The organism is Actinomyces sp. Z5, assembly GCF_003287795.1.
Classification (GTDB): domain Bacteria; phylum Actinomycetota; class Actinomycetes; order Actinomycetales; family Actinomycetaceae; genus Actinomyces; species Actinomyces glycerinitolerans.
In genome coordinates, this window is the sequence record NZ_QMIN01000050.1 from 1 (window position 1) to 13,601 (window position 13,601).

Below are 13,601 nucleotides of genomic sequence, written 5' to 3' on the forward strand. Positions count from 1 at the left end.
TCTGTACACCGGGGACAGACAGGGGGCGACGACGTGACCGTAGCCGCGTCGTCGCCCCCGATTCGTGTGCACCGGGCGCCGTCTGGCGCTCGGATCCGGCCATCAGCCGACGCCGAGGATCGCCTTGATGGGCTCGAGCGTGAAGTAGATGACGAACAGCACCGAGGCGACCCACATCAGCGGGTGAATGTCCTTGACCTTGCCGCGGGCCAGCTGGACGACCAGGTAGGAGACGAAGCCCGCGCCGATGCCGTTAGTGATGGAGTAGGAGAACGGCATCATGATGATGGTGATGAAGGCCGGCAGGGCAATCTCGGGGGTCTTCCAGTCGATGTCCGTCACCTGGGTCATCATCAGGAAGCCGACCACCACCAGCGCCGGCGTGGCCGCCTCGTAGGGCACCATGGAGACGACCGGGGCGATGAACATGCTGGCCAGGAACAACACCCCGGTGACGACGGAGGCGAGGCCGGTGCGGGCACCCTCGCCGACGCCCGCGGCCGACTCGATGTAGGAGGTGTTGGAGGACACGCCCCCGGCACCGCCGGCGATCGCGCCCAGGGAGTCGACGACGAGGATCTCGCGGGTGCGCGGCGGGTTGCCGTTCTCATCCAGCAGGTCGCCCTCGGCACCGATGGCCACCATGGTGCCCATGGTGTCGAAGAAGTCGGCGAGCATGAGGGAGAAGACCAGCAGCACCACGGAGACGACGCCGACCTTCTCCACGCTGCCCAGCAGGCTGAAGTGGCCCAGCGTCGCCAGGCTCGGCAGCTCAACGGGCGCCCCCTTCAGGGCCGGGATGGACAGCGACCAGCCGGTGGGGTTGGTCGTCTCGTCAAAGGCATCCAGGTGGGCGAAGGCCTCGATCAGGGCCGCCAGGATGGTGGAGGCGACGATGCCGATGAGGATGGAGCCGCGCACCTTGCGCACGTGCAGCACGAGTATCAGGAACAGGCCGAACAGGAACACCAGGACGGGCCAGCCCTGCAGGGAGCCGCCCAGGCCGAGTTCCAGCGGGGTGCCGCCGGCGCGGACGACCTTGGCGTCCACCAGGCCGATCAGGGCGATGAACAGGCCGATGCCCACCGAGATGGCGGTCTTGATGTCCGGCGGGACGGCCTTGAACACGGCCTCCCGGAATCCGGTGAGCACGAGGACCAGAATGATGACGCCCTCGATCACCACCAGGCCCATGGCGTCGGCGTAGGTCATGCCGTTCATGCCGACCAGGGTGTAGGCGATCATGGCGTTGATGCCCAGTCCTGCGGCCAGTGCCATGGGATAGTTCGCCACCAGGCCCATGAGGATGGTGATGACGCCCGCGACGAAGGCGGTGCCGGCGGCGATCTGCTCGGTTGTGCCCAGTGGCGCGATCCCCTCGTGGGGCGTGGACAGCACCAGCGGGTTGAGCACGAGGATGTAGGCCATCGTGAAGAACGTGACGATTCCGCCGCGTAGCTCACGCGCCACCGTGGAGCCGCGCTCGGTGATGTGGAAGAAGCGGTCGATCGCGCTGCGGGAATCCGGCGCCCCGGCCGCTGCTGACGTTGTGGGAGATGGGGTATGTGTGGTCACGTGTCGTGATTGTCCCAGACGCGGCCGCAGCAACGAAACTCCGGCCACCCCTTGGGACGCCGCCGACGCCCAGGCCCGGCGGGGTCGGCGCCGCCCGCGAGCGCGGGGAGGCTCAAGAGCGGGTAGGCAGCGAGGCCTCCAGGGCGGCCAGGGCGTCGGCAGCGGCCTGGGGAGCGGCGGCGTCGTCGTGGTGGGCGTGCTCGAGGGCCAGGTCGGCGACGGCGTCGCGAGCCGAGGCGGCGCGCCGCGAGGCCGCGGTGGCCTCCGGATCCTCTTCTTCCGCAGTCTCCGGCTCCTCCGGGGACTGTTCGGGGACCGAGTCAGCCGCGGCGTCCTGGGCGGCAATGGACTTGCGGGACCTGCGCGAGGTCTTCTCGGTCGGGTCGGCGGAGGTGTCCGCGTCCTGGGCCTCGGCCTCGCCGACAGTGGTCGGCTCCGGTTGCGCGGCCTGCTGGTCGGTGAGTTCGTCGCGACTGCGCCCGCCGCGCAGGTCCGTGCCGTTGGTGGCCAGCGGCTCCATGGCCGCCTCGTCCAGGCGCGCAGGCGTCACCGGCCACTCGGGCCCCTGATCCGGCAGGTCGGTTTCGGAGTGGGCGCCACAGCCGTGGTCGAGGGAGACCACGCGCCCGTCGTCGGCGGCCCACTCGTTGGCGCACACGCCGAAGGTGTTGCGCAGGCGCCCGCTCATGGGCACCAGGAACCCGCAGGTGGCGCAGGTGGCGTGGGCCTTGCGCACGCCGTCGGCCTCGGGGCCGTGGTCGCCGTCGTACCAGCGCTGGGCGGCGCGGCGGTAACCCTCCGCGGACAGCACGCGGGCGCGGCCGAGGTCGAGCTCATCCAGGGCCACGGTGTCCCCGTCCTCGCCGGTGGCCTCCCAGCCGGGCTCGAGCCGCTCGTCCGTCTCCCGCCGGGGCAGCCGGTCCGAGCGGGAGGCGTCTCCGGGCCGCAGCCGATCCGCCCACGGCACCCAGGCGGGGGCAAGCAGGGCATCCTCGCCGGGCAGTAGCTCCAGCTCGCAGATGGTGGCGGTGCGCCCGCGGGGCGGACGGGTCATGGTCACGGCCCAGCGCCAGCCGCGGTAGCCGGCCAGGTTGCATTCGAACAGGTGGGTGATCAGCCGCTTGTCCAGCTGCCGGCAGGCGGTGTACGGGCCGACGCTGACCGGTTCGGTGATCTCGCCCAGGGCGGCCCGGGCGGCCTCGATGGCGGCCTCGGAGGTCAGCACCCGGTCCTTGGCGGCCGTGGCCTGCTCGGCCGGGGTGGGCAGGGCACCGGGACGGTCGCCCGCGGGCTCGACGACGGCGGTGCGCGCGGCCTGCACCGGCTTGCTCGACGTGTTCTTCGACCTTTGAGTCGCTGCGTCAGTCACGGCTCAAGTGTAAGCGGACGGTCGGGCCGGCGCTCGCCCTCACCTACCATCCAGGCGATAGCCCGCGCGGTCCGCTGGATACCGCCGGTGAAGTGATCCCCGGGGTTGAGCTCGAAGACTGTTTGGACGCCCATGCCGGCATAGGCCCGGTATAGCGCCCGGGTGTTGGCCTCGACGGCGCGCACCGGCTCCACGGCCGTGCTCGCCTCCTGATCCCCGAGCGAGAAGTACACGCGCTCGGGCAGGCGCACGGGCTGGTGCGCGCCGGCGTACTCCAGGAACCCCGGAAACCAGAATGAGCCCGAGGCACTCGCAAGCCGGGAGAAGACATCCGTGCGGTAGCTGGCGTAGACGGCGAACAGGCCGGCAAGCGAGTATCCGGCCAGACCCAGGTAGGCGGGGGCGGCCGGCAGCCGTTCCAGCGCATGCGGCAGTATCTGGCCCGTCAGGACGTCGAGGTAGGCGTCGGCGCCGCCGGTGCATGGCACGTCTTCGGGGCCGAGTGCCGGAATCGGCCAGGGCGACATGTCATGGTTCCAGTCGATGCCGGACACCGCCGCCAGGGAGAAGGGCGCTTCGGCAATAGATGCAGCGGCCTGCCACACCGCCTGTCCCTCGCCTTGCACCGTATTGAGCACCACCAGGGGCGCGCCGGGCTGCGGCGCCACGAAAAGCTCCACGTGCTTACCAGCTACGGTTTCGTTCACGAGCGCAGATGGTAGCGGCTCAAGAACTCCTTGGTCCGCGGCTGGCGCGGGTTGCGGAACACGACGCTTGGTGGCCCCTCTTCGCAAATCACCCCAGCGTCCATGAAGACGACCCGGTCGCTGACATCATCGGCGAACTGCATTTCGTGAGTGACGATGAGCATCGTCATCCCGCTGTCCGCGAGCGCCTTGATCACGTTCAGCACCTCCCCCACCTTCTCGGGGTCCAGCGCGGAGGTGGGTTCGTCGAACAGCATTATCTCCGGCCGCATGCACAACGCACGCGCGATGGCGGCGCGTTGCGCCTGACCGCCGGAGATCTCATCCACGTGGGCGTCGCGGAACTCGTACATGCCGACCCGTTCCAGCTCCTGCTCCGCCACCTGCTGCGCCTCGGCGCGCTTCATGCGCCGCACCTTCGATAATGTTGGCACGCTACAGGTGGCGATCCCGGCTGTCAAGCCGTCGGCCGAGCCCGCCAAAGGCGCTCGTAAACAGTGCCAGGCCAACTCTGACCAACCACACTATATACATCGTTACGATGCAACAACAAGGCTAATGCGCCGTTCAACCGGCCTCGACCGACACGATCCGGTGGACGGCGACGGTCAACTCGGTCTCCCTGACCAGGTCGGCCAGGCGCACCCGGCCGGGTTCGACGGCGAGCACCCGCACGGTGCGCTCCTGCACGTTCCCGTCGGGGCCGGCCAGACGCAGCCGTACCCGCGCTCGTGAGGCCTGTGCCTGACGCAGCAGTGCCAGCGCATGCACCGGGTCGGTGGCCGCCATCGGGCCGGCGCCGCCCGCGGCACGGCGTGCCTCCTCCCCCGCGCGCAGGCGGCCGACCAGCGCGGCCAGCTCCCGGCGTCCGGGACGGCGACGGCGGACCGCGTGCTCGTTTCCCGGGCGGGCCGGTGCCGGGGCAGGGAGGCGGCGCCCGCCCCCGGGGCGTTCGGAGATCAACAGTCGGCCATGCTCGTTCTCCAGCACCGGGGCCAGACCGGCGGCACGCAGTTCACGCAGCACCACCCCGGCGGGTGCGGCGGACAGGATGACGCCGGGCGCCACCTGGTCCAGTCCCAGGTCTTTGAGCGCGGCGTCGGCGATGATCCCGGCGGCTACGGCCGGGTCGGCCACGCGCAGCACGCTGGCGACCTCGCGCACGCGCACCGCCCCGTGGCGGCGGGCGGCGTCGGCGATCAGGACCGTGAGCGCGCTGGGCAGCGGGGTGGGACTGAAGCGGGACAGGGCCTGGGTCAGTTCGGTGGCGGACCAGCCGCTGTCCAGGGCGCGGCGCACGGACTGGGGAGTGAAGCGGACGGTGAGCGCTCCGCCGCGGGACTCGACCTCGCTACTGCGCTCTAGGGCGGCGCCGAGTTCGGGCGCAGGGCGGCCGGGGACGATGGCGGTCAGGTCCGACTGCACCAGCAGGAGGTCGACCGGCGCAGGCAGGTCGGCGGCCAGCGCCTGCTCGAGCGCGGCCAGCAGTGTCCCGTAGTGATTGTCCGGGTGGCCGACGGCGTCGGCGGGGGCATCGTCCGCCGCGGCGCTGCCGGCGGGTGTGGACGCTTCGGGGGCGCCGGCATTGGGACGCAGGCAGGCTGCCAGAACCCTTCCGGCGCGGCTGAGGGCACCGCCGCCGGTCAGACCGAGCAGCTGGGCCTCGGCGAGCACCGCCGCCACCGCACCCTCGGGCAGGGGCCGACGCGGCCGGGCGAAGGTGAGGGCGGCGTGCACCCAGTCGGCGTCGACCGAGGTTCCGGCGGGTAGGGAGTCGAGCAGGGCGAGGATGCGACGGCGCAGCCGGCCCGCCCAGGCGGCCTCGACGTCGGCGCCCAGGACGGGCCGCAGAGCGCCGTCGTCGGCGCGGGTGCCGACCAGCCAGGGGGTGCGGGCCGAGCCGGCCCAGGCGGCGGCGAGCGCAGCCCACTGCTCGGGTAGTTCGGCGTCCAGCCAGGCGGGGACCGTGTCCGCGGGCACCCACGCGGCGCCGGACTCGTCCAGGCCGAGGAGTTCGGCACCGGCGGCGAGTTCTATGACGCTGGCGGCCACGGCGCGCTCCAGGCCGAGGGCGGCGGCGGTTCGGTCCAGTGCCCGCACGCCCACTCCACCGGTGCGCAGAATCTGGCCGCCCTCGCGCCCCCATTCGGTCAGCAGCTCGCGGGTCAGGCGAACCATCTCCTCCGCGTGACTGACCGACTCGGAGGCGACCGCATCTGCGGACAACACCTCCAGGGTGTCGGTGGCAGGGGGCGCGAGCGGCTCACGGGTCAGGCGGCCACCGCGCAGGGCGAGGCCGACCTCGCGCGGCAGGACGAAGCGCGTGCGTCCGGCGGCGTCCGCGGTGCGTTCGAGCCAGCCGCGCTCGACCAGCTCGGCCGTGCCGGCGGAGCTGCGGCCGGGGCTGAGGGTGCCGACCGGGGGACCCCAGGTCAACGCCTTCAGCACGCCAATGCCGGGGACGGGCTCGTCGGCCTGTTCCAGGGTGGACAGCGGGGGTGGGAGCTGCTCGGCGGCGGGCGGGTCGGCGGCGGCGGGGCCGAGTCCGAAGGGGTGGGGACCGAAGGTGTCGACCAGCCCAGGGACGGGGCCGGTGTCAATGACCAACGCCAGACGGGTAAGCACGCCCAGGCGGCCGGCGACGTCGTCGGCGCTGAGTCCCAGGGAGGGCGCCAGGGTGGCGGGGTCTACGGAGCGCAGGGCGACGGTGGCCTCGGCGACGGCAACGGTGACGGCATCCAGGTCGCGCAGGGCGGCGTCCACGCTGGTGCGGGCGCCGGCGCGCACGGCCAGGGCGGTGAAAGAGGCGGAGGGTGGAGCGACCAGGTCGGGGCGTGCGAGTAGAAGCGCGGCGACGTCGCGGTCGGGCAGGGCCGTCAGGTGCGCGGCCAGCTGTTCGACGGTGGTGCCAGGTGCGGGCTCAGGCCGCCCGGTGCCCGGATGCTGGGTGCTCATCCGGGTAAATCTACCGCGGTCGATGCCTGCCGGGCCATGACCATGACATCCTCTCTGACAGCGTTCACCTTCGGCTGGGGGAACCGACCCGGTCCTGGCGCTCAACCCCGGATGCGTTCAGCACGGTTGAGCGTCCGCTCGCCGACGGCGGGACCGTTGAGCAGCATCTGCGCGGTCCTCCTGTCGGTGACCAGGGACGTTATGAGGCCTGAGCACGCGACCGCCCTCATCGCAGGCACCTTTTGAGACCCGCCGGCGACGGCGAGAACGCGCGGTGTGCGCAGGAGCTGAGCCGCGGTGATGGCGATGCAACGGCTCTGAGCCGTACAGGGAACTATTCGTCCGCGGTCGTCAATGAAGATGCCGAGCATCTCGGCGCGGGCCCCGCCGGACTCGAGCTGTTGTTTCTCCTCGTCGCTCAGCGCATCCATTAGCTGGGTCACAGGCGGGTCCCAAGAGCCGATCGAGACGACCGCCAGTGACAGGTCGGCGTAGGCGGCCAGGACGGAGGCGATGGCGGGATCTTGCCGCAGCGCCTTCGCAGTCTGCGGGGAGTCGACGAACATCGGTGCGAAGATCGACAACGTGGTCGAGCCGGAGTGAGTTGAGACCGAGCGGAAGATGTCGACGGGCGAGAGGGCGAAGTCCGTCCCGACAGCGCCCGTGAGAGCGACGACTCTGGCGTCGGCGAGGGGGCCGACGTGGGCGCCGATCTCGGCGACGGTGCGACCCCAGGAGAAGCCGATCGTATCCCCCCGACCGGCCATGGAGGCGATCTCGGTCGCTGCTGCGCGGGCCAGCGCCTGGCGGTTGGTGCTCTCGTCCTTGGCACCGGGTACTACTACGCAGTCGCGCAGGTTGAGGTGGGCGGCGACGCGCTCTCCGAGAACATCATCGGGATGGGTCGGCTCAACGATACGGATCTGCACGATGCCGGTTTCACGGGCACTCTCGAGCAGTCGCGCCACCTTGAACCGCGAGATGCCGATTCTCTCGGCGATCTCAACCTTCGACTCGTTCGCCTCGTAGTAGGCGCGCGCCACTGCGACCATCAGGCCAGTTTCGTCGGGCACGGCACCTCCTTGCTCGTCTGAGCAAGCGTATATGTTCCGAGCGGCCTTGACGCGCACGGCCCTACACCCTTATTGTACTCCCATACGAGCAATGATGCTCATATGAGCACAAGGAGACCGCCGTGGTCACAGTCGACCCCTCAATGCTTGCCCTCCAGACACCCCCCGACGACTGGCGCGACCTCATGAGGCGCAGCGCCGCACTCCTCGAGCAGCACCAACTCATCACGCCGACCTACGTCGATGCCGTCTTTGCCGGCCTCGAGCGCAACGGCGCCTACATGCTCATAGCCCCCGGAGTTCTGCTCGCTCACGCCCGCCCGGAGGAGGGAGCGCTCGGTACTGGGCTCAGCCTCCTGACAACCACCGAGGACGTCGCCCTTATGGACGACCCCTCAATGCCGATCCGGCTCTTCTTCACCCTCGCCGCCAATGACTCCCAAGAGCACCTTGCCCTCCTCACCGCCCTGGCCGAAACGCTCATGGACTCCGGCCTCATGAACGAGCTCCGCGAATCCGAGGACCCCGTCCGGGTGGCACAGATCCTCACCCCGTCAGAGTCATGAGGCTCGTCGTCAACGGCCTCGAGCAGGAGATTCAAGAGGACTCCGATGGCGTCTCGAAGCTGCTCGAACCGGCAGTCGCGGCTTGGATGCGGCGCCCGCCCGCGAGCCGCCGCAGTTTCGCCTTCCTCGCCGCCCCGCCGGGCACCGGCAAGTCCACTCTCGCCGAAATACTCGCACAACGCCTCGCCCCGGACCTTCAATGCGTGGGCATGGACGGATTCCACCTGCCCCAGGCGGAACTCGACCGACGCACCATCGTCCGTGACGGGTGCGCCATCACATTGGCCGACGTCAAGGGGGCGCCGGAGAGCTTCGATCTAGAGGCGTTGAACCGTGCGCTCATACGGGCACGCCGGGAGGACATCACCTGGCCGCGCTATGACCGAGTACTCCACGACGTCGTCACCGACGGCGATGCACTGACTGCCTCACATGTCCTCGTAGAGGGCAACTGGCTACTCCTCGACGAACCCGGCTGGCGGAGTCTTCGCCGCCATGCAGACCTGACCGTCTTCATCGCCGCGCCCGAAGAACTCCTCGCCAGACGCCTCATAGCACGCAAGGTGCAGGGAGGCCTCAGTACGGACGCCGCCCGTTCCTTCTACGAGCGCAGCGACGGCCCCAATATCCAACGCGCCCTCAACCACTCATTCCGCAACGGCACCGATCTCGTCCTCACCATGGATCGCGACGGGCTTCTACACGAAAGTGACCACGCATGACCACTCACCAATCCACTGCACCCTCGCCCTCGGGACGCGCACGCCTGCAGGCATTCGGAGGTTTCCTCACCGCCATGGTCATCCCGAACATGGGCGCCTTCATCGCCTGGGGCCTGATCACCGCGCTATTCATCCCCGACGGATGGATCCCCAATGAGAGCCTCAATACGCTAGTTGATCCTCTCATCAAGTACATGCTCCCCCTATTGCTGGCGTACTCGGGAGGCCACCTCGTGCATGGCCAGCGCGGCGGCGTCGCCGGCGTCATCGGAACCATCGGACTCGTTGTCGGCTCCGACATACCGATGTTCCTGGGCGCGATGGTCATGGGCCCGCTCAGCGCCTGGATCATCAAGAGGTGGGACGGGATCATCCAACCCCGAATCCGCCCCGGCTTCGAGATGGTCGTGAACAACTTCGGCCTGGGCATCATCGGATTCGTCCTGTGCATCATCTCCTTCAAATTCATCGGCCCCGTCATCGAGTCGCTAAACAGCGGTCTGACCTGGGTGATCAATGCCCTTGTGAACACCGGCGTGCTCCCCCTGGTCGCTGTCCTCAACGAGCCCGCCAAGGTGCTGTTCCTCAATAACGTCATCGACCAGGGCATCTACTACCCGCTCGGAATGCAGGCCGCCCAGACGGCCGGCAAGTCGATCTTCTTCGTGCTCGCCTCCAACCCCGGCCCCGGCCTGGGCCTGCTCATCGCCTACTGGCTCTTCTCCGGCAACAAGATCATGAAGGAGACCGCCCCGGGCGCCATGATCATCCACTTCCTCGGCGGCATCCACGAGATCTACTTCCCGTACGTGCTCGCCAAGCCGATCACCCTGCTCGGCATGATGGCCGGCGCGGCCTCAGGCATCGCCACCGCGCAGGTCTTCAACGCCGGCCTGGTGGCCGGCCCCTCGCCGGGGTCGATCTTCGCCTACATCATGCTCACGCCCCGCGGCAACCACCTGGGCATCGTCGCCGACGTCGTCGTAGCCACCCTCGTTTCCTTCCTCGTCAACGCAGCCCTGCTGCGCGCCTCCGCCCGCAAGGACGCCGCCATCGGCGACGCCGAGTTCGAGCAGGCGCGAGCCCGCAGCGCCGCCATGAAGCAGGAGGGCAAGGGCCTGCTCGCGGCCGTAACGGCTGACGGAACGCAGGTTGCGACCAAGACCATCGGCAAGGTCATCTTCGCCTGCGACGCCGGCATGGGATCGTCCACCATGGGCGCCAGCCTGTTCCGCAAACGGCTTGACGAGGCCGGCATCAGCGTCGAGGTCGGCAACACCGCCATTGAGAGGGTTCCCGACGACGCTGACGTCATCGTCACGCACAAGAACCTCGCCGAGAGAGCAGCCAATGCCAACCCGGGCGTTGAGATCGTCTCCATCGAGAACTACCTCTCCGACGCCCACATCGACGACCTCTACTCCCGGATCGAGTCCCAGCAGGAGGCGGACAAGTGAAGACCAGGGCCGTCTACATCGCAGGCGCTCACAAGGCGGTACTAGCCGAGAATGAGCTGCCGCCGCTCGGACCCCGCGAGGTTCTCATGAAGGTAGCGGCATCGAGCATGTGCTACTCGACCTACAAGGCGTACTGCCTCGGTGCCGAGCACAAGCGCGTGCCCGACGACGTGGCCGAGCACCCAGTCATGACCGGCCACGAATTCAGCGGAGAGATCGCCGAGGTCGGCTCGGAGTTGACCGGCCGCTACCGGGTGGGGCAGCGCATCGTCATCCAACCCGCTATGGGACTGCCCTCGGGCTACTCCCCCGGTTACAGCTACCCGGCCTACGGCGGGGACGCGACGTACACGATCGTCCCCGAGGTCGCGATCGACAAGGACGCGATCCTCCCCTACGACGGCACCTACATGGCCAATGGCTGTCTCGCCGAGCCGCTCATGTGCATCATCGGCGCCTTTCATGCGAGCTACCACACAACCCAGTACGTCTACGAGCACGAGATGGGCATCAAGAGGGGCGGGGCACTCGCTCTCCTAGGAGCGGCGGGCCCCATGGGCCTGGCCGCCGTCGAGTACGCGCTCAACGGCCCGTACCAGCCCACTCTGATCATCGTCACCGACATTGACCAAACGCGTTTAGATCGCGCGCGACGACTCCTGCCGCCCGAACGGCTGGAGGGAACGGGCCGCCGGCTGGTGTACCTCAACACGGCGGGCTGCGACGACCCCGTTGATCTGCTGCGCGGACACACCCCCCATGGCATGGGCTTCGACGACATCATGGTCTTTGCCGCCAGCCGCCCCCTGTTGGAGATGGCGGACCGGCTCAAGGGCCGAGACTGCTGTCTGAATTTCTTCGCCGGGCCGACCGACAAGGACTTCTCCGCGACATTCAACTTCTACGACGTCCACTACGAGTCCGCGCACGTAGTGGGCACATCCGGTGGGGCGCGGTCGGACATGCTCGAGGCCCTCCAGCTGACCGCCGAGGGCAAGTTGAGCCCCTCTCTGATGATCACTCATGTGGGCGGGCTCGACGCCGTTCCCCACACGTTGGAGCACTTCAAGGAAACTCCCGGTGGGAAGAAGCTCTTCTACCCCTGGGCAACCATGCCGCTCGTGGCACTCGCCGATCTGCGAGCCAAGGCCGCCCAGGACCGCAGATACGCGACTCTTGCCGACATCGTTGAAGCCAACGATGGCATCTGGTGCGAGGAGGCCGAAGCCTTCCTTTTGGAGAACTTCTCCTGACCCCGCGACGCACTTCTCGTGGGCGCCGCTCCGCTGGCGGTGAAGGCGTCGCCTGGGTCACGGCGGGCGGCGGTCCACGGCTGCGATACTCCCGCCCATGTCAGATTCCGGCTACTCCCCCACCCTGCCCGACGGCCCCCTGATCGTCCAGAGTGACAAGACCGTCCTGCTGGAGGTCGCCCACCCCGACGCCCCCGACGCCCGCCGCGCCATCGCGCCCTTCGCCGAGCTCGAGCGCGCCCCCGAACACATTCACACCTACCGGATCACGCCGCTGGCCCTGTGGAACGCGCGCGCCGCCGGCCTGGATGCGGAGACGGTGGTCCACGTGCTCATCACCTACTCGCGCTTCCCGGTGCCGCACGCCCTGCTGACCGAGATCGCCGAGACCATGGGGCGCTACGGACGGCTGCAGCTGGTGACCGACCCGGCGCACGGGCTGGTACTGCACGCCACCGACGCCCCCGTCCTGGCGGAGGTGATGCGCTCCAAGCGCACCAAGGGACTGCTGGGTACGCGCCTGGGCGATGCGGACGTGGTGGTGCACCCCTCCGAGCGCGGGCACCTCAAGCAGGAGCTGATCAAGCTGGGTTGGCCGGCCGAGGACCTGGCCGGCTATGTCGACGGCGAGGCGCACCCGATCGCGCTGCGGGACTCGGCGGCGGATGTGGCCGCGGGCGTGCCGGACGCCTTCGCGCTGCGCCCCTACCAGGCCCAGGCGGTGGACGCCTTCTGGGCGGGAGGCTCCGGCGTCGTCGTACTGCCGTGCGGGGCCGGCAAGACCCTGGTGGGGGCGGCCGCCATGGCCCGCTCCTCCACCACCACCCTGATCCTGGTGACTAACGCCGTTTCGGCGCGGCAGTGGAAGCAGGAACTGCTGCGCTTCACCTCCCTTACCGAGGACGAGATCGGCGAGTACTCCGGCTCACGCAAGGAGATCCGCCCGGTCACGATCGCCACCTACCAGGTGCTGACCACCAAGCGGAAGGGCGTCTACCCGCACCTGGATCTGTTGGACGCCCGCGACTGGGGGCTGATCGTCTACGACGAGGTCCATCTGCTGCCCGCCCCGATCTTCCGCATGACGGCGGACCTCCAGGCCCGCCGTCGGCTGGGGCTGACCGCCACGCTGGTGCGTGAGGACGGGCGGGAGGACGAGGTGTTCTCGCTCATCGGACCCAAGCGCTACGACGCCCCGTGGAAGGACCTGGAGAATCAGGGGTGGATCGCCCCGGCCGTGTGCACGGAGGTGCGACTCACCCTGGACGCCGGGGAGCGGATGGCCTATGCCACCGCCGAGGCCGACGAGCGCTACCGGCTGGCCGCCTCCACGCCGGCGAAGCTGCGCATCGTGGACTCCCTGCTGGCCCGGCACCCCGGGGAGTCGGCGCTGGTGATCGGCCAGTACGTGGACCAACTGGAGGAGCTGGCCGAGCACCTGGGGGCGCCGCTGATCACCGGGGCGACGACGGTGCGTGAGCGCCAGCGCCTGTATGAGGCCTTCCGCTCCGGGGAGGTGAGCACACTGGTGGTCTCCAAGGTCGCCAACTTCTCCATCGACCTGCCAGGCGCCTCGGTGGCGGTGCAGGTGTCGGGCTCCTTCGGGTCGCGGCAGGAGGAGGCGCAGCGGCTGGGACGGATCGTGCGCCCCAAGGACGACGGGCGGCAGGCGCACTTCTACACGGTGGTCGCCCGCGACACGGTGGACCAGGAGTTCGCCGCGCACCGGCAGCGCTTCCTGGCAGAACAGGGCTACGCCTACGAGGTGGTCGACGCCGAAGATCTGGAGGACCTACAGGCGTCCAGGTAGTCCGCGCAGACGGCATCGGGGATCTCGCTGTGGTGGCTGCTTGGTGGTCTCGCGGTGAAATGTGGCGAGCGTCACGGGTATGGACCTGGCGTGGGTGTTATGGGGTCGTTACCG

Annotated in this window: 10 protein-coding genes and 1 pseudogene; 5 read left to right on the top strand and 6 right to left on the bottom strand. The window is 69.2% G+C overall.

Annotated elements, in window-relative coordinates:
* Positions 1–102: 102 nt before the first annotated feature.
* The 6 genes and pseudogenes from DRB06_RS06865 to DRB06_RS06890 form a co-directional block, all read right to left on the bottom strand.
* Positions 103–1,575: an NCS2 family permease gene (locus DRB06_RS06865; RefSeq protein ID WP_108968479.1), complete on the bottom strand. Its 1,473-nt coding sequence runs from the start codon at positions 1,573–1,575 to the stop codon at positions 103–105.
* Between the two features lie 112 nt (positions 1,576–1,687).
* Complete coding sequence (locus DRB06_RS06870; protein WP_258522179.1) at positions 1,688–2,944, bottom strand: DUF3027 domain-containing protein; 1,257 nt, start codon at positions 2,942–2,944, stop codon at positions 1,688–1,690.
* Positions 2,941–3,651: an alpha/beta hydrolase gene (locus DRB06_RS06875; protein ID WP_073329196.1), complete on the bottom strand. Its 711-nt coding sequence runs from the start codon at positions 3,649–3,651 to the stop codon at positions 2,941–2,943. The genes DRB06_RS06870 and DRB06_RS06875 overlap by 4 nt, the downstream gene beginning before the upstream one ends.
* Positions 3,648–4,070: pseudogene (locus tag DRB06_RS06880) on the bottom strand (ATP-binding cassette domain-containing protein); the annotation flags it as partial. The gene DRB06_RS06875 and the pseudogene DRB06_RS06880, both read right to left, overlap by 4 nt.
* A gap of 148 nt (positions 4,071–4,218) precedes the next feature.
* Entirely contained in the window at positions 4,219–6,606 is a 2,388-nt protein-coding gene (locus DRB06_RS06885; RefSeq protein WP_111819487.1) for a helicase-associated domain-containing protein, read from the bottom strand.
* 101 nt (positions 6,607–6,707) lie between these two features.
* Complete coding sequence (locus DRB06_RS06890) at positions 6,708–7,679, bottom strand: sugar-binding transcriptional regulator (RefSeq protein ID WP_108968490.1); 972 nt, start codon at positions 7,677–7,679, stop codon at positions 6,708–6,710.
* Between the two features lie 122 nt (positions 7,680–7,801).
* On the opposite strand from DRB06_RS06890, the gene DRB06_RS06895 reads away from it, so the two are divergent.
* The 5 genes from DRB06_RS06895 (at position 7,802) to DRB06_RS06915 (ending at position 13,487) form a co-directional block, all read left to right on the top strand.
* A complete protein-coding gene (locus DRB06_RS06895; protein ID WP_083565647.1) occupies positions 7,802–8,245 on the top strand; it encodes a PTS sugar transporter subunit IIA in 444 nt (147 codons plus the stop codon).
* Positions 8,242–8,967 (top strand): nucleoside/nucleotide kinase family protein, encoded by a 726-nt coding sequence (locus DRB06_RS06900; protein WP_073329180.1) that lies wholly within the window; start codon positions 8,242–8,244, stop codon positions 8,965–8,967. The genes DRB06_RS06895 and DRB06_RS06900 overlap by 4 nt, the downstream gene beginning before the upstream one ends.
* A complete protein-coding gene (locus DRB06_RS06905; protein ID WP_073329178.1) occupies positions 8,964–10,424 on the top strand; it encodes a PTS mannitol transporter subunit IICB in 1,461 nt (486 codons plus the stop codon). Before DRB06_RS06900 ends, DRB06_RS06905 begins: the two co-directional genes overlap by 4 nt.
* Positions 10,421–11,677, top strand: coding sequence for an alcohol dehydrogenase catalytic domain-containing protein (locus tag DRB06_RS06910; RefSeq protein WP_199912509.1), 1,257 nt, complete (start codon positions 10,421–10,423; stop codon positions 11,675–11,677). Before DRB06_RS06905 ends, DRB06_RS06910 begins: the two co-directional genes overlap by 4 nt.
* A gap of 97 nt (positions 11,678–11,774) precedes the next feature.
* On the top strand, positions 11,775–13,487 hold the full coding sequence (locus DRB06_RS06915; RefSeq protein WP_108968494.1) for a DNA repair helicase XPB: 1,713 nt from the start codon (positions 11,775–11,777) through the stop codon (positions 13,485–13,487).
* Positions 13,488–13,601 lie beyond the last annotated feature (114 nt).